This is a genomic window from Pseudomonas sp. 13B_2.1_Bac1 (assembly GCF_025466155.1).
Lineage (GTDB): Bacteria > Pseudomonadota > Gammaproteobacteria > Pseudomonadales > Pseudomonadaceae > Aquipseudomonas > Aquipseudomonas aylmerensis.
The window spans coordinates 127,184-146,720 of the sequence record NZ_JANLOH010000106.1 but is presented as its reverse complement, the minus strand read 5'-3'; the positions used below and the strand labels follow the sequence as shown (position 1 = coordinate 146,720).

Sequence of the window (19,537 nt, the reverse complement as noted above, 5' to 3'; positions counted from 1 at the left end):
CGCATGCTATGGTGCTCTCCCCTTACTGTGCCTGCTCATCATCGTATGATCGTGATCCCTCGCCCCCTGCGACTGACCTTCTACTCTTTGCTGATCATTGCCGGTGCCGTACTGGCCGCGGCCTTGGCCACCCGCCATGCCGAGCGCCAGGCCCTGGTGGATGATGCCGCCCGTGCCAATCAGCAACTGGCGCTGTACGCCAATTCGCTGCACACCCTGATCGAACGCTACCGCGCCCTGCCCGCCGTGCTGGCGCTGGACTCGGAAATGATCAACGCCTTGAAGGGCCCGCTGCAAGCCACGACCCAAGACCTGCTCAACCGCAAACTGGAGCGCATCAACGGCGCCGCGCAGTCCTCCACCCTGGAGTTGATGGACCGCACCGGCCTGGCCGTGGCCGCCAGCAACTGGAACCTGCCGAGCAGTTATGTCGGGCACAACTACGCGTTTCGACCGTATTTCAGCCAAACCCTGAGCCAGGGCACCGGGCGGTTTTATGCGGTGGGCGTGACCACCGGCGTGCCGGGGTATTTTCTCTCCAGCGCGGTGCTGGATGAACACGAGCAGTTCCTCGGCGCGATGGTGGTCAAGCTGGAATTCCCCGAGCTGGAACGCGAGTGGGCGCAGGGCAATGACCTGCTGCTGGTCAGCGATGCACGCGGCATCGTGTTTATTGCCAACCAGCCGGGCTGGCGATATCGCAACCTGCGGCCGCTGTCGGCGAACGATCTTGTCGAACTCAAGGCCACTCGCCAATACGACAAGAAACACCTGCAGCCGCTGGAAACCCAGGTGCTGCAACGCTTTGACGAAAACAGTCACTTGATGCGCGTCAACGGCCCCGACGGCAATGCCAATTACATCTGGGAGTCGCTGCCGCTCAAGGCCGAGGGCTGGACCCTGCACTTGTTGCGCAAACCCCAGTTCGCCTTTGAAGACCAGCGCAACGCCGGCCTGGCCGCTGCCGGCTCCTGGCTGGCATTGGTGTTCCTGGTGCTGTTTCTCACGCAGCGCTGGCGCCTGGCCCGCTTGCGCCAGCGCAGCCGCGAAGAACTCGAACAACTGGTGGAAGAGCGCACCCAGGCCCTGCGCACCGCCCAGGACGGTTTGGTGCAATCGGCCAAATTGGCGGCGCTGGGGCAGATGTCGGCCGCCCTCGCGCATGAAATCAACCAGCCGCTGACCGCCCAGCGCATGCAGTTGGCGACCCTGCGCCTGCTGCTCGACCACGGGCGGGTGGACGATGCCTACAAGGCCCTGACCCCCCTCGACGAAATGCTCACGCGCATGGCCGCGCTCACCGGCCATCTCAAGACCTTCGCGCGCAAGAGCCCCAGCGGCTTGCGCGAGCGCTTGGACCTGGCCACGGTGGTCGACCAATCCTTACACCTGCTCGATGCGCGCCTGCGCGATGAAGCCATCGGCGTGGTGCTGGACCTCACCCGCCCGGCCTGGGTGCGTGGCGATGCGATCCGCCTTGAACAAGTACTGATCAACCTGCTGCGCAATGCCCTTGACGCGATGGCCGACAAGCCGCGCAAACGCCTGGAAATCCGCCTGCACGCCGATCAGCAATTGTGGCAACTGACCGTCAGCGACAGCGGCGGTGGCATTGCCGAGGAGCACCTGAACAATGTGTTCGACCCGTTCTTCACCACCAAGCCGGTGGGGGACGGGCTCGGCCTCGGGCTGGCGGTGTCCTACGCGATCGTGCACGAATTGGGCGGGCGCCTGAGTGCCGGCAACCGTGGCGACGGCGCGGTGTTTACCTTGACCTTGCCCATCGCGCTGGAGACACCAGACCTATGTTGAATGCAGTGATTGTGGTCGATGACGAAGCCAGTATTCGCACGGCCGTCGAACAATGGCTGAGCCTGTCGGGGTTTGACGTGCAACTGTTCAGCCGTGCCGAGGAATGCCTGGCGCGGCTGCCCAAGGATTTCCCCGGGGTGATCCTCAGCGATGTGCGCATGCCCGGCCTCAGTGGCCTGGAACTGCTGGCCGAAGTGCAACGCCGCGACGCCGACCTGCCGGTCATCCTGCTGACCGGTCATGGCGACGTACCCATGGCTGTCGAGGCCATGCGCGACGGGGCCTACGACTTCCTCGAGAAACCCTTCAGCCCCGACGCCCTGCTCAACAGCCTGCGCCGCGCACTGGACAAGCGCGGGCTGATCCTCGAAAACCGCCGCCTGCATCAACAGGCCGATCATCGGGCGCAGTTGGAGTCCAGCCTGCTCGGTGTGTCGCGTGGCCTGCAGAATCTGCGTCGGCAAGTGCTGGACCTGGCGACGCTGCCGGTCAACGTATTGATCCGAGGCGAGACCGGCAGCGGCAAGGAGTTGGTCGCCCGTTGCCTGCATGATTTCGGCCCGCGCGCCAAGAAGCCGTTCGTGGCCCTCAACTGCGCGGCGATCCCCGAGCAGTTGTTCGAGGCCGAGCTGTTCGGCCACGAAAGCGGCGCCTTCACCGGCGCCCAGGGCAAGCGCATCGGCAAACTTGAGTACGCCCACGGCGGCACGCTGTTTCTCGATGAAATCGAAAGCATGCCCCTCGCCCAGCAGGTGAAACTGCTGCGGGTGCTGCAGGAGCAGAAGCTCGAACGGCTGGGCTCCAACCAGAGCATTCATGTGGACTTGCGCATCATCGCCGCCACCAAGCCGGATTTGCTCGAAGAAGCCCGCGCCGGACGTTTTCGCGAAGACCTGGCCTATCGACTGAACGTCGCGCAACTGCGCCTGCCTGCGCTGCGCGAACGTCGTGAAGATATCCCGCTGCTGTTCGATCACTTCGCCCAAAGCGCTGCCGAACGCCTGGGCCGTAGCGTCGAACCCTTGAGCGGCGCGCAACTGGGACGGCTGCTCAGCCACGACTGGCCGGGCAATGTGCGCGAGCTGGCCAACTTCGCTGAACGCCAGGTGCTGGGGTTGGGCGAGCCTGAGCCGGAAGGTATCGAGGCCGGGCAATCGCTGGCGGCGCAGCAGGAAGCGTTTGAGGCTCACTGCCTGAAAGCCGCGTTGACCCGGCACAAGGGCGATATCAAGGCGGTGCTGGCCGAGCTGCAACTGCCACGGCGCACCTTCAATGAAAAGATGCAGCGCCATGGGCTGACCCGGGAAATGTTTCTGTCGATGGATTGAGGGGCCCTTTGAGGGCCTCATCGCAGGCAAGCCAGCGCCTCCATTTTGATGTGTGAATACATTCAAGTGTGGGAGCTGGACAACCACCATAAGCGGATTTCCGCTCACCACTCAAAAATCATCAGCGGCTTTCCGCTCAAAAAAATCCCCCACCCCTTCTAGACCGGGCCTCACCCGGCTTGGCACAGCTCCTGCTATAGCCCCGGACAGGCTGTGCTCGCGCACGCTCCATAAAAACAACTAGATGAAGGATCCTTAAATGGATAACTCCAACACCTTGCCTCTGGGGTCGGCGGCCGCGCCGGCGAAAGAACGCACCACCTCCAGCCGGATCAAATCGATTTTCAGTGGCTCCGTCGGCAACATGGTCGAGTGGTACGACTGGTACGTCTACGCCGCTTTCTCGCTGTACTTCGCAAAAACCTTCTTCCCGAAAGGCGACACGACCGCCCAACTGCTCAACACCGCCGCAATTTTCGCCGTGGGCTTCCTGATGCGCCCGATCGGTGGCTGGCTGATGGGCCTGTATGCCGACAAAGTCGGGCGTAAAAAGGCGCTGATGGCATCGGTCTACCTGATGTGCTTCGGCTCGTTGCTGATTGCCCTGAGCCCGGGCTATGAAATCATCGGCATCGGTGCGCCGATCCTGCTGGTCTTTGCCCGTCTGCTGCAGGGCCTGTCGGTCGGTGGCGAATACGGTACCTCCGCCACTTACCTCAGCGAAATGGCGACCAAGGAACGTCGCGGCTTCTACTCCAGCTTCCAATACGTGACCCTGATCTCTGGCCAGCTCATCGCCCTGGCCGTGCTGATCGTGCTGCAACAATTGCTCACTACCGAGCAGCTGTACGACTGGGGCTGGCGTATCCCGTTCGCCATCGGCGCCCTGTGTGCGGTGGTCGCGCTGTACCTGCGTCGCGGCATGGAAGAAACCGAGTCGTTCACCAAGAAGGAAAAAGCCAAGGAAAGCGCAATGCGCACCTTGATGCGTCACCCCAAGGAACTGATGACCGTGGTCGGCCTGACCATGGGCGGCACCCTGGCCTTCTACACCTACACCACCTACATGCAGAAGTACCTGGTGAACACCGTCGGCATGAGCATTTCCGACTCCACCACGATCTCCGCAGCCACCCTGTTCCTGTTCATGTGCCTGCAGCCGATCATCGGCGGGCTGTCGGATAAAGTCGGCCGCCGACCAATCCTGATTGCCTTCGGCATCCTCGGCACCCTGTTCACTGTGCCGATCCTCACCACCCTGCACACCATCCAGACCTGGTGGGGCGCGTTCTTCCTGATCATGGCGGCATTGATCATCGTCAGCGGCTACACCTCGATCAACGCAGTGGTGAAAGCCGAGCTGTTCCCGACTGAAATCCGTGCACTGGGCGTAGGCCTGCCGTATGCCCTGACCGTGTCGATCTTCGGCGGTACCGCCGAATACATCGCGCTGTGGTTCAAGAGCATCGGCATGGAAACCGGCTACTACTGGTACGTGACCGCGTGTATCGCAGTGTCGCTGCTGGTCTACGTGACCATGAAGGACACCCGCAAGCACTCGCGCATCACCACGGACTAAAAATAGGTACAAGCAAGCTTGCTGCGGCTAGCAGGCTTGCTTGTGCCGGGTGCAAAATCGCCCCCTTAAGCTGCCTCCCACTTCGCCATCGGAGGGGAGCAAACACCTCGCCTCAACATGCCCGCGGGCACATTGCATTTCACGTCTCAGGGTTAATCAGGATAGTTGCGCGACATCGCGCCGGCCATACCGCCGCTGCGCATACGCTGCACCGGCAATCATCACAACCAGTACCGCCGCCAACACCGCCGATGAACCAATAGTGCCGAAATCCATCCCACCCTTTTCATAAGGTTTCGTCAGGAAATCGCCGAGGGTCGCACCAAACGGTCGGGTCAATACAAATGCCACCCAGAACAACAGCACCGACGAAATCTGCGTGAAATACTTCAGTGCCACCACCGCTGCAATGGTCGAGCCGATCAACAAGGCACCGCCTGCGAAGCCGAGCCCTGAATCATCTGCCAGGAAATCGCCTAATGCGGTGCCCAACGTGTTGGAGAACAGGATCGCCATCCAGTAAAACAACTCCCCCCGAAAGGTCTGCACTTTATTCACGTTGAGTGAATCACCACTGAGGTGCCATAGCGCAAAGATGATCATCAGGATCACGATCAGGATCATCGAGCCCGTGGCATAGCCCAGGCCCAGAGAGCGGTCCATGAAGTCCGACATAGTGGTACCAGCGGTACTGGTGGACAGGATCACAATCCAGTACAGCACCGGGTTGTAGGTCTTGGACCAGAGTTGCGTCACCAGAGTGACGAGGAACACGCTGATCAGGATCATCGAACTGATGGCGTAACCGACATTCAGGGTCATGGATAGCAAGTCCCCGGCAGTTTCGCCCAGGGTAGTTGCACAGATTTTCATGACCCAGAACGCAAGGGTGATCTGAGGAAGTTTGTTCATGCGGTAGAAGGCTCCAAGGCTCAGTCTTATAGGGGGTGTCGACCTTGGGCGGAGACTGAATGGGGAGCTGTGAAAAATAGGTGGACGGCGAATGAAAAATCCATAGGCCGATGGAAATTCACCGCCATGGATTGCACTATGGCTGCCTCCCACAACCCACCGCAGGAATCCCGGCCATGTCTGACGATATCCACTTCTACGAACCCGCCAACGGCCACGGCCTGCCCCATGACCCCTTCAATGCCATCGTCGGCCCACGGCCGATCGGCTGGATTTCGTCACACGACAGCGAGGGCCGCCTAAACCTGGCGCCCTACAGTTTCTTCAATGCCTTCAACTACATTCCGCCGATCATTGGGTTTTCCAGTGTCGGGCGCAAAGACAGCCTGAACAATATCGAGCAGACCGGCGAGTTTGTCTGGAACCTGGCTACTCGGCCGCTGGCCGAGCAGATGAACCAGAGTTGCGCCGCCGTATCGCCCGAGGTGAATGAATTCGAATTGTCCGGCCTGACGCCGGTGGCGTCGAAAATCGTCGGCGTCCCCCGTGTGGGCGAAAGTCCGGTGTCGTTCGAGTGCAAGGTGACGCAGATCATCCAACTGCAGCGCGCTGATCAGCAGTTGGTACCCAGCTGGCTGGTGCTCGGCGAAGTCGTGGCGGTGCACATCGCCAAGTGGCTGCTCAAGGACGGCATCTACGACACCGCCGCTGCCGAGCCGATCTTGCGTGGCGGTGGCCCGGCGGATTACTTCCAGCTGGGGCCGGAAGCACTGTTCAAGATGTATCGCCCAGGCGCCACGCTAACTGCCAAGCAATAAAAACTGTGCGAGCGGGCTTGTGTGGGAGCTGGCTTGCCTGCGATAGCAACACCTCGATGCCACTGGAAAACCGAGGTGCTGCTATCGCGGACAAGCCCAGCTCCCACACAAGCCCGCGCCCACATGTGGATCAGCAGCGTGCTTGAGTCAGTTGGCAGCAGAGGCCCAGCTCAGTTGACCGTCTTCGTCCACATCGACCAGGCATTCCAGTTGCAGCGTCGCTGCATCGTCGGCGTCAGAGGCGGTCTTGAACTTCTGTCCATCCAGGATCTTGTGAAACTGCGGTGCGCCCATGCCATCCAGTGCCTTGACGGCGACGGCGGCGCTGTAGCCCCCTTCGCCCGGTACTACGGCGGAAACGGCTTCGTGATGGGCAAATTGTCTACGTGCCATGTTGCAGGTCCTGGCCAATGGAAAGTTGGCCATTCTAAACCAGTGCAGTGCCTCGCCAATACGATACTTCTTGAGGAGTGCTGTTGCCGTCAGGCAAAGGGCTTTTAACCGGCGAGTTGCAGGTACTCGCCGTAGGCGTTGGCGGCAGAAGCGTCGGTGAAGGTCTGGAAGTCCATGCTGCGGATCACCATGTCGTTCAACAGCTCGGTAAAGATCACCAGCGCCGCAGAGTTGAAGTAGGCGCTCATCGCCTGCTCGCTGCTCCAGAAACCGGAGATCAACCACACATCGGGATCGACCTGGGAATGCTGCAACGAGAATTGCAGGCAACCCTGAGCCTGACGGCCCGGTTCGATCAAACTGCTCAAGCGTGCACCGAGTTCGGTGCTGTACCCGGTACGGGCACGGATAAAGGCCATATGGCTCGCGGGAATGGGGGTGGACATGTTCGACTCTCCCGTTGAGAAGTGATGCTCGGCAAGCACTGTGAGGGCGTGTTGCCACAGGATCAAAGATAACGGCGCGGGTGTGGGCGCGGTTAGTCAATTCCTGCAGGCTTATTGCACAATCCTGCGAGAAGCGTAGACAGGACGTTTGGCTGGCCGGTTTATTCCACGGGCGAGCGCCTTGTTTCATTGAGATGACAGCCCCGCTGCTTGCCTGATTCACGATGTGTCGCAGGATCAGGCAAGGATTGTGCAGAATCGACGTAACACTTATTCAAAGGCCACCGCTAAGCTGAGCCCATCAAAAAAGCATGCAGAGGACGCCTCATGTCGTCGCCCGAACATCAGCCCATGCCCCTCGATGCCGAGATGGAAAAACAACGCGCGGAGTTGGCCAGCATCGTCCACCGCCATACCTGGGAGGACGGCTCCTACGGCACGGCGATCACCTCGCTGTACCTGAACCGCCACAACACACCGCGCGACTTCACGCCGGTGCTGGTGGAACCGGCGCTGTGCATCCTTGCCAGTGGCAGCAAGGAAGTACGCCTGGCCGATGAAATCTTCGCCTACGACCCGCTCAACTACCTGGTTTTCTCGGTCGCGATGCCGGTGGCCGGCCGGATCATCGAAGCCACCCCGGAAGACCCCAACCTGTCGGTGCGCATCAATATCGACCCGGCGCAGCTCACCGCGCTGATTGCCGAGGCGGGCCCGATGGGCGTGCCTTCGCGGCCGACTTCCCGCGGGATGTACGTCGACCGTATCGACACGCAACTGCTGGATGCCGTGTTGCGCCTGGCGCGTCTACTGGACACGCCGAAGGACATCGCGATGCTCGCGCCGTTGATCAATCGCGAAATTCTGTACCGATTGCTGCGTGGGCCGCAGGGTTATCGACTGTACGAAATTGCCGTGGCCAACAGTCAGAGCCATCGCGTCAGCCAGGCGATCACATGGCTGAACGGCAACTACGAGCAACCGCTGCGCATCGATGACCTGGCCAAGGAAGTGAACCTCAGCGTCTCGACGCTGCACCACCGTTTCAAGGCGATCACCGCGATGAGCCCGTTGCAGTACCAGAAGCAACTGCGCCTGCAGGAAGCACGCAGATTGATGATCGCCGAAGGCCTGGAAGCCTCGGCGGCGGGGTATCGCGTGGGGTATGAAAGCCCGTCGCAGTTCAGCCGTGAATACAGCCGGTTATTCGGTGCTCCGCCGTTGAGAGACCTGGCCCGGTTGCGCCAAAGCATCTGACCCCTCTGTAGGAGCCCGGCTCACCGGCGATGGCGATCTCACGGCCGCCAGGATTCGACAAGCCGGATTCCTACAAAGGAATCGTGTTCAATCCAGGGTTCGCGGCAGCTGCAAGGTCACCCGCAACCCGCCTTCGCGCAAATTCTGCAAACTCACTTCACCGCCATGGCTATGCGCAATGTTGCGCGCAATGCCCAACCCCAGGCCGTAACCCTGCTGCTGCCCAGCGAGCCTGAAGTGCGGTTCGAAGACTTGCTCCAGGCGCTGCTCCGGCACGCCGGGGCCTTCATCGTCGACGTGCAGGATGAACTCCGCGCCGTCGTCCTCGATATGCAAATGGGCGTTCTGCCCATACTTCAAGGCGTTGTCGATCAGGTTGCCGATGCAGCGCTTGAGCGCCAGCGGCTTGCCCGGATAAGTCGTCAGCGCGCGCCCATGCTGGGTCACCCGGCCGTTGCCGTTGGGCGCCAGGTACGGTTCCACCAGGCAGTCGAGCACATGGTTCAGGTCCACCGGCTCGATGTTTTCGTGGATATCCGTGTCTTTCACACATTGCAGCGCGCCCTTCACCAGCAACTCCAGCTCATCCAGGTCGCGGCCGAATTTGGTTTGCAGGTTCTCGTCTTCCAGCAGTTCCACACGCAGGCGCAAGCGGGTAATGGGGGTGCGCAAGTCGTGGGAAATCGCACTGAACAGCTGGCTGCGTTCGGTCAGGTATCGGCTGATGCGCTCACGCATCGCATTGAACGCGCGCCCCACTTCCACGACTTCACTGCCGCCGCCTTCGGCCACCGGCTCCACGTCCGCGCCCAGCGACATGTCCCGCGCGGCCCGCGCCAGGCGCTTGAGCGGCCGGCTCTGCCAGTGCACCAGCAGGCCGATGAACAGCAGCAGAAAACCGCTGGTCAGCACGATAAACCACACCTGCTGCGAGGGTAGGCCTTGCTCTTCGAGGCTGGTGTAGGGTTCGGGCAACAAGGAGGCGATGTACAACCACTCGCCGGGGGCCAGTTGAATCTGTGTGACCAGCACCGGCGGGTTCACCGGCTCCAGGGTCAGCGCGTAATGCGCCCAGGAGCGCGGCAGTTCATCGAGTTTCAGGCCGGCATTGAAAATGCGCAGGTCTTCGGCGCTGACAAACTCCACCGAGATATGCACGTCGGCGCCCAAAGTCTGGCGCAGCACCTCATCCACCGCTTGCAGTACCGCCTGCTTGCGCGGGGTCTGCGGCAGTATCGCCATGTCCAGCGGACGGTCATTGAGGGTCACCACGAAACGCGTGCCGCCCATGCTGCGCAATTGGTCGAGGACCAACGGCCGGTAGGCCACCGGCAATGAACGGAAATAACTCACGCTGGCGGTCATCGAATGCGCCAGGCTGCGGGCGCTGGTGACCAGGCCTTCGAGCTGGGTGGCACGCAATTGCGAGACCCAGATCACGCTGGACAGCGCCTGGGCGAACAGCACCGCCAGCAACGTCAGCAGCAGCATGCGCCCCAGCAGCGAGCGCGGCACCGGGAAGCGGCGGCGGCGCTCGATCAGGTGTTCAGTGGGCATTGCCGGCAACCACGCTGGCTGCCAGTTGATAACCGCTGCCGCGCACGGTGCGGATCAGCCTCGGAGGTTTTTCGGTGTCGCGCAGGCGTTGGCGCAGGCGGCTGACGGCCATGTCGACAATCCGGTCCAGCGGCATCAGGTCACGGCCACGGGTGGCATTGCCGATGGTGTCGCGGTCGAGGATCTGTTGGGGATGGTCGAGAAACAACTTGAGCAGGGCGAAGTCGGCACCGGACAGGATCACCTCTTCACCGTCAACGTGGAACAGCCGGTGGCTGATCATGTCCAGGCGCCATTCATCGAACACCAGCACGTCGCCATTGCCACTGCGCTCCTGGCCGAATTGGCAGCGCCGCAACAGCGCCTTGATCCGCGCCTGCAGCTCGCGGGGGCTGAAGGGTTTGCCGATGTAGTCGTCAGCGCCCAGCTCCAGGCCGATCACACGGTCGGCTTCGTCGGAACTGGCGGTGAGCATGATGATCGGCACCTGCGCCTGGCGCGGGTGCTGGCGGATCCAGCGGCAAAGGCTGAAACCGTCTTCGTCCGGCAACATCACATCAAGGATGACCAGGTCGCAGGGCGCCTCGTTCATCGCCTGGCGGAACCCGGCGCCATCCGGCACGCCACGCACCTGGAAACCGGCGCGACTGAGGTAGGTTTGCAGCAATTCGCGGATTTCCTGGTCGTCATCGACGAGGAGAATCGATTTACTGATTACGCTCACGGGGTCCTCCTTGTTGTTATGGCCAAGCTTATGTCATTTGTTGCCCTTGAGGCCCCCTTCGCGAGCAAGCCCGCTTCCACATTTGACCAAGTTCCAACATTGGAATGCAGGCAAATGTGGGAGCGGGCTCGCTCGCGAAGGGGCCATCAGCACCTACGCAAAAGCCTGTTCCAATGCGACTCCAGCCCCAGTCAACCCGGAATACGGCGCGGTCACCAGCCACACAGGGATGCCTTTGAAATAGTCGCTCATGCAGCCCTTGTCGCTGAAACTCTTGGCAAAACCACTGTTGATGAAGAAGTCGGCAAACCGTGGAATCACCCCACCCACGATATACACACCACCGCGTCCACCGGTGGTCAGCACGTTGTTACCGGCGACGCGGCCCAGCCAGATACTGAACTGGTTCAACACTTCCATCGCCACTGGATCGCCAGCCAGGCCCGCCGCCGTAATGGCTTCGGGGGTGTCCAGCACCGGGGTATGTCCATCGACCGCACAGATGGCGCGGTAGACACGCGGCAAACCGCCCCCGCTCAACGCCGTCTCGGCGCTGACGTGGCCGATCTCAGTGTAGATGTGCTGCCACAGCTGGGTTTCACGCGGGCTGCTCAGGGGCAGGTCAACGTGTCCACCCTCCCCCGGCAATGCCGCGTAACGACCGGCACCGAGGTCCAGCAACGTGCCGACGCCCAGGCCGGTGCCCGGCCCGATCACCACCGCCGGGCGCAACGGTTCCGGCGTGCCTTCGCAGACCACGCGGAATTCGTCGGGCTTGAGGCGCGTCATGCCCAGGGCCATGGCGGTGAAGTCATTCACCAGCAGCAGCTCATCCACCTGCAACGCCTGGCAAAACGCAGTCTTGCTCAGGCGCCAGTGGTTGTTGGTGAATTTGAATTCATCGCCACTCACCGGCCCGGCAACCGACAGGCAGACAGCACCGATGTCACCGATTTCCAGGCCTTCTTCCTTGAGGTAGGCCTTGATCGCGTCCTCGGGACTCTGGTGATCCGCCGTGGCATGCACGCGGATCGAATGCAGAGCCTGATCCCGCCACAACGCAAAACGGGCGTTGGTACCCCCGATGTCACCGACCAGCGCAAGCTTCACTTAAGCGTCTCCAAGGCAGAGGTAAAGGCGCTGGCGCCCTGCTCTGCGGAGCTTGCGGCCAAGCGCATAAATGCAAACAGCTCGCGACCGGCCCCCACGTTGTTGCCCAACAGGCCCGTGGCAGGCGCGCGCGCTGCAAATTCTTCGGCGTCCACCTTAAGCTCCAAGGTGCCCTTCACGCCATCCACGCGAATGATATCGCCATCGCGCACGCGTGCCAGTGGCCCGCCGCTCTGGGCTTCGGGGTTCACGTGGATCGCGGCGGGGATCTTACCCGACGCGCCGGACATGCGCCCGTCTGTCACCAATGCGACCTTGAAGCCTCGGTCCTGCAAGACGCCGAGGAACGGGGTCATCTTGTGCAATTCCGGCATGCCGTTGGAGCGTGGGCCCTGGAAGCGCATCACCGCGACAAAGTCTTTTTCCAGCTGGCCAGCCTTGAATGCATCGGCCAGGTCCTGCTGGTCCTGGAACACCACCGCCGGTGCTTCGACGATCTGGTGCTCAAGGGCCACGGCCGAGACTTTCATCACACCACGGCCGAGGTTGCCTTCCATCACGCGCAAGCCGCCTTCCGGGGAGAACGCACGGGCCACGGGGCGCAGGATGGTTTCGTCGAGGCTTTCGATGGGGCCTTCGCGCCAGATCAGCTCGCCGTCGACCAGGAACGGTTCCTGGGTGTAGCGGCTCAGGCCCTTGCCGGCCACGGTGTTGACGTCTTCGTGGAGCAAGCCGGCTTCGAGCAGTTCGCGGATCAGGAACGACATCCCGCCCGCCGCCTGGAAGTGGTTGATGTCGGCCTTGCCGTTCGGATACACGTGGGACAGGGTCGGCACCACCTCGGAGAGGTCGGCCATGTCCTGCCAGGTGAGGATGATGCCCGCCGACATGGCGATGGCCGGCATGTGCAGGGTGTGGTTGGTCGAACCGCCGGTGGCGTTCAGTGCGACGATGGAGTTGACGATGGATTTTTCGTCGACGATCTCGCCGATTGGCGTGAAGTTGCCGTTGGCCTTGGTCAGGCGCGTGACCTGGTGCGCGGCTTCGCGGGTCAGCGCGTCACGCAGCGGCGTGTACGGGTTGACGAACGAGGCGCCCGGCAGATGCAGGCCCATGACTTCCATCAGCAACTGGTTGGTGTTGGCGGTGCCGTAGAAGGTGCAGGTACCGGGGCTGTGGTAGGACTTCATCTCCGATTCCAGCAGCTCCTCGCGGGTGGCCTTGCCTTCGGCGTAGCGCTGGCGCACATCGGCCTTCTGCTTGTTGGAGATGCCCGACGGCATCGGGCCGCCCGGCACGAAGACCATCGGCAGGTGGCCGTAGCGCAGCGCGCCCATCATCAGGCCCGGGACGATCTTGTCGCAGATGCCCAGCATCAGCGCGGCATCGAACATGTTGTGGGACAGCGCTACCGCCGTGGACATGGCGATGACTTCGCGGCTGAGCAGGCTCAGCTCCATGCCGGGTTCGCCCTGGGTCACGCCGTCGCACATGGCCGGGGTGCCGCCGGCGAACTGGCCGACCGAGCCGACTTCGCGCAGGGCTTTCTTGATTTGCTCGGGAAAATGTTCGTACGGCTGGTGCGCCGAGAGCATGTCGTTATATGACGAAACAATTGCCACGTTGGCGGCATTCATCATTCGCAGACTATTTTTATCTTCAGTGCCGCATCCGGCCACGCCGTGGGCAAAGTTGGCGCATTGCAGCTTACCGCGCATCGGGCCGTCGCTGGCAGCGCCGCGAATGAGTGCAAGGTAAGCCTCGCGGGTTGCACGACTGCGGGCGATAAGCCGTTCGGTGACCTCAATAACGCGGGGATGCATGTATAGAACTCCAGGCTAACGGATGTGGCGACCCTCGTTCCTATGCTGGTCAAACGCCCGCCGCAAAAAGGTTGGCAGGGTGTTACTTGACCACTCGGACCAGTTGATTCAGGTCACTCGTTGTAGATTGAACAAAATATTGCCACTAAAAAGGCTTGTTTTCTATTTTTATGCGAATAATCTTGTAATTCTTACAACAAATCGACGACAGGCACTTTCCAATGACTCTTCGTATCGCAATCAATGGTTTTGGCCGTATCGGCCGTAATGTCCTGCGCGCACTGTATACCCAAGGCTACCGCCAGGATTTGCAGATCGTCGCCATCAACGATCTCGGCGACAGTTCGATCAATGCCCACCTGCTCAAATACGACACCGTACATGGCACTTTCGACGCAGAGGTCGCCCACGATCAGGAAAGCCTGACCGTCAATGGCGACCGGATTGCCGTCAGTGCCATTCGCAACCCCGCCGACCTGCCGTGGGCTGCACACAAGATCGACGTAGTGTTCGAATGCACCGGCCTGTTCACCGACCGTGACAAGGCTGCCGCCCATATTACCGCCGGCGCGCGCAAGGTGATCATCTCGGCCCCCGCCAAGGGCGCAGACGCCACCGTGGTCTACGGGGTAAACCATGACATTTTGCGTCAATCCCACCAGATCATCTCCAATGCCTCCTGCACCACCAACTGCCTGGCGCCGGTCGCCCAGGTGCTGCACCGCGAGCTGGGCATCGAGAGCGGCCTGATGACCACTATCCACGCCTACACCAACGATCAGAACCTGACCGACGTCTACCACACCGACCCGTACCGCGCGCGTTCGGCCACCCAGAACATGATCCCGAGCAAGACCGGCGCCGCCGAAGCGGTCGGCCTGGTACTGCCGGAACTGGCGGGCAAGCTGACCGGCATGGCCGTGCGGGTGCCGGTGATCAACGTGTCGCTGGTCGACCTCACCGTGACGCTGAAAAAAGACGCCACCGCCGACGAGGTCAACGCACTGCTCAAGGAAGCCAGCCAGCACTCGAAAATCCTCGGCTACAACACCCTGCCGCTGGTTTCGAGTGACTTCAACCATAACCCGCTGTCGTCGATTTTCGACGCCAACCACACCAAGGTCAGTGGCAAGTTGTTGAAAGTGTTGGCCTGGTATGACAACGAGTGGGGCTTCTCCAACCGTATGCTGGATAACTGCCTGGCACTCTGCAACGCCGAATAACCCGTTTGGCAGCTCGCCAGTATGGAAGCTCGCCTGTTCGGGAGCCGGCTTATGTGGGAGCTGGCTTGCCTGCGATAGCATCACCTCGGTCCAACTGGAAAACCGAGGTGCCTGCATCGCGGGCAAGCCCGGCTCCCACACAAGCCCACACACCGGTATCCAGGCGACACACCTAAGTGCCGCTTGCCATTTGCGTTGATGATAAGCATTATCATTAACTGCAAATCGATCTGGTAGCACTGTGAGCCAATCTCGCTTCAATCACGTCTTCCTCACCCAACGGGTGATTCTGCTTCGCACGTTGCAGCGGATGGTGAATAACCACAGCACCGCCGAGGACCTCTTGCAGGAAACCTACCTGCGTGTGACCCGGGCCCTCAGCGAGCGGCCGATCGATCATCTTGAACCCTTCGTCTACCAGACCGCGCGCAACCTCGCACTCGACCACTTGCGCGCGCGTCGGATCCAGGCGCGCACGCTGCAGGAAGATGTCCCGCTGGACGTCCTGCAAAGCGTCGCCGCGCCCATCAGCACGCCCGAAGACGCGACCCAGGCCGAGCAACTGCTGGAGCACCTGAGTGTCAGCCTCGGTCAATTGAGCGCCCGCCAACAGCAGATTTTCATCCTCAGCCGCCTGCACGGCTGCAGCTACCAGGAGATTGCCGACCAATTGGAAGTGTCCTTGAGCACCGTACAAAAGGAACTGAAATTGATCATGGCCATCTGCGTAGGTGTGGCCCAAAGGCTGGATCGGCCTTAAGCTTCACCCGACAGAAATGTCACCCAAGGCTGTAGGACATTTGAATAGAACGTGGCGAAGACCCGAGGAACACCGTGACGGACCCGAATAAACTGCGCCCCCATGAGCTGGCTCATGAGGTGTTGCAAGACATGGCTATGGACCAAGCCCTCGACTGGCTGATCGCCCTGCAGTGCCCGCAGCCCGGGCAACAAGCCGAATTTGAAGCGTGGCTGGCACAGGACCCCGCGCATGTTCACGCGTTTGGCAAAGCCCAGGCTGCCTGGGGCTCCGCGCCCGTGCACAGCGCCGCCGTCGCCCTGGCCGCGCCGCGCAAGCCCAGTGCCTGGCGTCGTATCCGGCCGCACTGGAAACCACTGGCCACGGCCGCCGTGCTGCTGATCGGCCTGTTCAGCTTCAGCAACCTGCCGGTGCGCCTGCAGGCCGACCACCTCACCGTGGTAGGAGAACGCCAGCGCCTGCAATTGGACGACGGCTCGAAAGTGTTGCTCAACACCAATTCGGCGTTTTCCAGCAGCATCAAGGATCATCAGCGCATCGCCCGTCTCTACCAGGGCGAAGCGTTCTTCGAAATCGTGCCCAACCATGGCCTGCCGCTGGAAATCGACGCCGGCCCCGTGCGCGCCAGCGTGCGTGATACCGCTTTCGCCGTGCGCTACCTCAACGGCGAAGCCCAGGTGCAGGTGCAGCGCGGCGACGTGGACCTGAGCAACACCTTCGACGATGCCCGCGTGCGCTTGAGCGCCGGCGAAAGCATCCGCATCGGGCCCAAGGGCTTCGGTCCACCGGCCAAGCTGGATGCCAACAAGGACCTGGCCTGGGTGCAGGGCCGGCTGATTTTCGAAAACTGCCCGATGAGCGAAGTGCTCGCCGAGCTGCGTCGCTATTACCCCGGCTGGATCGTCAACACCAACGACAAGCTCGCCAGCGTTGCCGTCACCGGCAACTACCGCCTCGACCAGCCCCTGGACGTGGTGCGCTCCCTGGCCAACATCACCTCGGCCAAACTGTCGGAATACCCGGCGCTGGTGATCCTCAACTAAATGAGAATTATTTTTACTCGATAGCCTTCGGCGGTACGTCTCGTCTTAGCCAATGCAACTGATTCCTATTTGATTCGGTTCGCAACTATAAGATTCGTACCTTCCGGAGCGCTCTCGATGTCCTCTCGTTTCAACCGCCGGCCCTCTTCGCCCGTCCTGTCCCTGCTGACTGCGGCCATCCTGCTGGCCGGCACGCCGGTCATGGCGGCCACCGCCGCTGAACCGGTGCAGCGCAGCCACGGCAATTACACCTTCACCATCGAGCAACAGCCGCTGGTCTCGGCGCTCAACGCCTTCACCGCGGTGACCGGCTGGCAAGTCGGCCTGCCGGCGGAACTCGGCCAGGGTGTGTCGTCCCCGGGCGTGCGCGGCCCGTTGTCAGCCGAGAAAGCCCTGGACCGGCTGTTGGTGGGGACCAACCTGAGCTACCGCAAACTAAGCAGCAACAACATCGTGCTGGAAAAGCGCGCGGCGGGCGGCGCCCTCAACCTGCAACAGGTCACCATCAGCGCCACCCGGAATGAGCAGAACATCAGCAGCGTACCGAGCACCGTGACCGTGCAGGAACGCGAAGAGCTGGACCGCCAGAACGTGAATACCATTCGTGAACTGGTGCGTTACGAACCCAACGTCTCGGTGGGCGGTGCCGGTGGCCGCTCGAGCAATTCGGGCTACAACATTCGCGGCATCGACGGCGACCGCATCCTCACTCAGGTCGACGGCGTGGAAGTGCCGGACAACTTCTTCAACGGCCCCTACGCCAAGACCCGCCGCAACTACGTCGACCCCGAAATCGTCAAGCGCGTGGAGATCCTGCGCGGCCCGGCCTCGGCCCTGTACGGCAGCAGCGCGATTGGTGGCGCGGTGAGCTACTTCACCCTCGATCCCGATGACATCATCAAGCCCGGCCAGGACGTCGGCGCCCGCCTGAAGACCGGCTACAGCTCCGCCGACGACAGCTGGCTGACTTCCGGCACCGTCGCCGGCCGTGTGCAGGACGTCGACGGTTTGCTGCACCTGAGCCAGCGCAATGGCCACGAGATGGAGTCCTACGACGGCAACAATGCCACCGGCCTGGCCCGCACCGGCGCCAACCCGGAAGACGCGCGCACGACCAACGTGCTGGCCAAGCTGGGCTGGAACTATGGTGATGACAATCGCCTCGGCCTGACGTACGAGAAGTACAAGGACGATCGCGACGTCAACCTCATGAATGCCGTGGGCGGTCCGTTCACCGGCGGACGCGGCTTCAATTTCTACCGGGCTCGTTCGGGCAACGACACCATCACCCGCGAGCGTTTTGGCATCGAAAACCGCTTCGCCCTGGACTCACCGATAGCCGATCAGATCAAGACCAGCCTCAACTACCAGATCGCCAAGACGGACCAGTCCACCGCCGAGATCTACCAGCCGTCCCGCCGAGTCCTGCGCACCCGCGAGACCCTGTACGAAGAAAAGCAGTGGGTCTTCGATGCCCAGCTGGACAAGGCTTTCAGCATCGGCGAAACCGATCACCAAGTGACCTACGGCACCACCCTCAAGCAGCAGAAGGTCACCGGCTCCCGCGAAGGCGCCGCGACCTGCCTGGCTGTCGGCGGCGGTTGCACGGCCATCGGCGCACCCAGCCCGATCGCCAGCGACAGCGTGAAGAAGGCCAGTGATTTCCCGGACCCGACCATCAACACGTATTCGCTGTTCGCACAGGACCAGATCACCTGGGACAAGTGGACCTTCCTGCCCGCCGTGCGCTACGACTACACCCAACTCAAGCCCAAGTTGACGGATGAGTTCCTCAACACCGTCGACCCGACGCGGATCTACGCCCACAGTGACAAGGAGAAAACCTGGCACCGCGTCACGCCGAAATTCGGCCTGACCTATGCGCTGACCGACCAGTACACCTGGTTCGGCCAATACGCTGAAGGCTTCCGCACCCCGTCGGCCAAAGCCTTGTACGGCCGCTTTGAAAACCTGCAGCAGGGCTACACCGTCGAGCCCAACCCGAATCTCAAGCCAGAAAGCAGCAAGGGCGTGGAAACCGGGATTCGCGGCAACTTCGATTCCGGTTCGTTTGATATCGCAGTGTTCTACAACAAATACCGCGACTTCATCGACGAGGACGCCTCCGTCGCCGGCGGCACCGCACAGCAATTCGAAGCCAACAATATCAAGCACGCGACCATCAAGGGGGTCGAAGCCAAAGGGCGCCTGGACCTGGACGCCTTCGGCGCACCGCAAGGCCTGTACACCCAGGGCTCGGTTGGCTACACCTATGGCCGCAACGACGACAATGGCGAACCGCTCAACAGCGTCAACCCGCTCAAGGGCGTCTTCGGCCTGGGCTATGAGCAAGCGCAATACGGGGCGCTGGTCAGCTGGACCCTGGTGAAGAAGCAGGATCGCGTCGACAGCACCACCTTCCATGCGCCCGACGGCAGCACTGGCGCGCCCTTCAAGACGCCCGGCTTTGGCATCGTCGACCTGACCGGCTTCTACAAGGTCACCAACGACGTGACCATCAACGGCGGCCTGTACAACCTGACCGACAAGAAATACTGGAACTGGGATGACGTGCGCAGCTACGACGGCGTCGGCGAAGCCGGTGTGACCGCGCCCGCCAACCTTGACCGCCTGACCCAGCCCGGTCGCAACTTTGCGATCAACGTGATCTGGGATATCTGATAACGCCCACCCTCACCTCGTCGATTTTCAGCGCCGGGGTGAGGATTTTTTACTGTGCCGCGTCTTCTTG

At 61.6% G+C, this 19,537-nt stretch carries 16 protein-coding genes; 9 read left to right on the top strand and 7 right to left on the bottom strand.

From position 1 onward, the window contains the following. The first annotated feature begins 45 nt into the window (after positions 1–45). The 3 genes from NTD80_RS26895 (at position 46) to NTD80_RS26885 (ending at position 4,719) form a co-directional block, all read left to right on the top strand. Positions 46–1,812, top strand: coding sequence for an ATP-binding protein (locus NTD80_RS26895; protein WP_065908775.1), 1,767 nt, complete (start codon positions 46–48; stop codon positions 1,810–1,812). Continuing rightward, the gene (locus NTD80_RS26890; RefSeq protein WP_262135534.1) at positions 1,806–3,140 is read left to right on the top strand and encodes a sigma-54-dependent transcriptional regulator; all 1,335 of its coding nucleotides are present in this window, start codon (positions 1,806–1,808) and stop codon (positions 3,138–3,140) included. The genes NTD80_RS26895 and NTD80_RS26890 overlap by 7 nt, the downstream gene beginning before the upstream one ends. A 259-nt stretch (positions 3,141–3,399) precedes the next feature. Beyond that, positions 3,400–4,719 (top strand): MFS transporter, encoded by a 1,320-nt coding sequence (locus NTD80_RS26885; RefSeq protein WP_262135533.1) that lies wholly within the window; start codon positions 3,400–3,402, stop codon positions 4,717–4,719. 156 nt (positions 4,720–4,875) lie between these two features. Here the strand turns inward: NTD80_RS26885 and NTD80_RS26880 are convergent, their stop codons facing one another. Continuing rightward, positions 4,876–5,631 (bottom strand): hypothetical protein, encoded by a 756-nt coding sequence (locus NTD80_RS26880; protein WP_262135532.1) that lies wholly within the window; start codon positions 5,629–5,631, stop codon positions 4,876–4,878. Positions 5,632–5,807: 176 nt separating this feature from the next. Between NTD80_RS26880 and NTD80_RS26875 the strand changes: the two genes are divergently transcribed. Beyond that, entirely contained in the window at positions 5,808–6,449 is a 642-nt protein-coding gene (locus tag NTD80_RS26875) for a flavin reductase family protein (protein ID WP_262135531.1), read from the top strand. 147 nt (positions 6,450–6,596) lie between these two features. Here the strand turns inward: NTD80_RS26875 and NTD80_RS26870 are convergent, their stop codons facing one another. Both NTD80_RS26870 and NTD80_RS26865 read right to left on the bottom strand, forming a co-directional pair. Further along, complete coding sequence (locus tag NTD80_RS26870; RefSeq protein WP_083221491.1) at positions 6,597–6,875, bottom strand: hypothetical protein; 279 nt, start codon at positions 6,873–6,875, stop codon at positions 6,597–6,599. A 71-nt stretch (positions 6,876–6,946) separates the two neighbouring features. Then, positions 6,947–7,288, bottom strand: coding sequence for an antibiotic biosynthesis monooxygenase family protein (locus tag NTD80_RS26865; RefSeq protein ID WP_262135530.1), 342 nt, complete (start codon positions 7,286–7,288; stop codon positions 6,947–6,949). A gap of 327 nt (positions 7,289–7,615) precedes the next feature. Here NTD80_RS26865 and NTD80_RS26860 point away from each other — a divergent pair, with 327 nt between their 5' ends. Further along, on the top strand, positions 7,616–8,545 hold the full coding sequence (locus NTD80_RS26860; protein WP_065908765.1) for an AraC family transcriptional regulator: 930 nt from the start codon (positions 7,616–7,618) through the stop codon (positions 8,543–8,545). A gap of 87 nt (positions 8,546–8,632) precedes the next feature. Here NTD80_RS26860 and NTD80_RS26855 read toward each other — a convergent pair whose 3' ends face one another. The 4 genes from NTD80_RS26855 to edd form a co-directional block, all read right to left on the bottom strand. Next, positions 8,633–10,060: an ATP-binding protein gene (locus tag NTD80_RS26855; protein ID WP_205571682.1), complete on the bottom strand. Its 1,428-nt coding sequence runs from the start codon at positions 10,058–10,060 to the stop codon at positions 8,633–8,635. Positions 10,061–10,091: 31 nt separating this feature from the next. After that, entirely contained in the window at positions 10,092–10,826 is a 735-nt protein-coding gene (locus NTD80_RS26850) for a response regulator (RefSeq protein WP_024077192.1), read from the bottom strand. A 153-nt stretch (positions 10,827–10,979) separates the two neighbouring features. Further along, on the bottom strand, positions 10,980–11,936 hold the full coding sequence (locus tag NTD80_RS26845) for a glucokinase (RefSeq protein ID WP_065908761.1): 957 nt from the start codon (positions 11,934–11,936) through the stop codon (positions 10,980–10,982). Continuing rightward, positions 11,933–13,759: a phosphogluconate dehydratase gene (gene edd / locus NTD80_RS26840; protein ID WP_065908759.1), complete on the bottom strand. Its 1,827-nt coding sequence runs from the start codon at positions 13,757–13,759 to the stop codon at positions 11,933–11,935. The genes NTD80_RS26845 and edd overlap by 4 nt, the downstream gene beginning before the upstream one ends. Positions 13,760–13,980: 221 nt before the next feature. Here edd and gap point away from each other — a divergent pair, with 221 nt between their 5' ends. The 4 genes from gap to NTD80_RS26820 all read left to right on the top strand — a co-directional run bounded on the left by gap (position 13,981) and on the right by NTD80_RS26820 (position 19,467). Further along, positions 13,981–14,982: a type I glyceraldehyde-3-phosphate dehydrogenase gene (gene gap, locus NTD80_RS26835; protein ID WP_106802722.1), complete on the top strand. Its 1,002-nt coding sequence runs from the start codon at positions 13,981–13,983 to the stop codon at positions 14,980–14,982. A 241-nt stretch (positions 14,983–15,223) separates the two neighbouring features. After that, positions 15,224–15,742, top strand: coding sequence for an RNA polymerase sigma factor (locus NTD80_RS26830; protein ID WP_065908756.1), 519 nt, complete (start codon positions 15,224–15,226; stop codon positions 15,740–15,742). A 74-nt stretch (positions 15,743–15,816) separates the two neighbouring features. Further along, on the top strand, positions 15,817–16,785 hold the full coding sequence (locus tag NTD80_RS26825) for a FecR family protein (protein ID WP_262135529.1): 969 nt from the start codon (positions 15,817–15,819) through the stop codon (positions 16,783–16,785). A 117-nt stretch (positions 16,786–16,902) separates the two neighbouring features. Next, positions 16,903–19,467 carry a TonB-dependent receptor gene (locus NTD80_RS26820; RefSeq protein ID WP_262135528.1) on the top strand — a complete coding sequence of 855 codons (2,565 nt, stop codon included), beginning with the start codon at positions 16,903–16,905 and terminating at the stop codon, positions 19,465–19,467. The last annotated feature ends 70 nt before the right edge of the window (positions 19,468–19,537 follow it).

Coding starts and splice junctions, on each gene's coding strand:
- NTD80_RS26870 (WP_083221491.1), bottom strand. CDS start 6,875: ATGGCCAACTTTCCATTGGCCAGGACCTGCAACATGGCACGTAGACAA.
- NTD80_RS26820 (WP_262135528.1), top strand. CDS start 16,903: ATGTCCTCTCGTTTCAACCGCCGGCCCTCTTCGCCCGTCCTGTCCCTG.
- NTD80_RS26890 (WP_262135534.1), top strand. CDS start 1,806: ATGTTGAATGCAGTGATTGTGGTCGATGACGAAGCCAGTATTCGCACG.
- NTD80_RS26860 (WP_065908765.1), top strand. CDS start 7,616: ATGTCGTCGCCCGAACATCAGCCCATGCCCCTCGATGCCGAGATGGAA.
- NTD80_RS26875 (WP_262135531.1), top strand. CDS start 5,808: ATGTCTGACGATATCCACTTCTACGAACCCGCCAACGGCCACGGCCTG.
- NTD80_RS26865 (WP_262135530.1), bottom strand. CDS start 7,288: ATGTCCACCCCCATTCCCGCGAGCCATATGGCCTTTATCCGTGCCCGT.
- NTD80_RS26895 (WP_065908775.1), top strand. CDS start 46: ATGATCGTGATCCCTCGCCCCCTGCGACTGACCTTCTACTCTTTGCTG.
- gap (WP_106802722.1), top strand. CDS start 13,981: ATGACTCTTCGTATCGCAATCAATGGTTTTGGCCGTATCGGCCGTAAT.
- edd (WP_065908759.1), bottom strand. CDS start 13,759: ATGCATCCCCGCGTTATTGAGGTCACCGAACGGCTTATCGCCCGCAGT.
- NTD80_RS26880 (WP_262135532.1), bottom strand. CDS start 5,631: ATGAACAAACTTCCTCAGATCACCCTTGCGTTCTGGGTCATGAAAATC.
- NTD80_RS26885 (WP_262135533.1), top strand. CDS start 3,400: ATGGATAACTCCAACACCTTGCCTCTGGGGTCGGCGGCCGCGCCGGCG.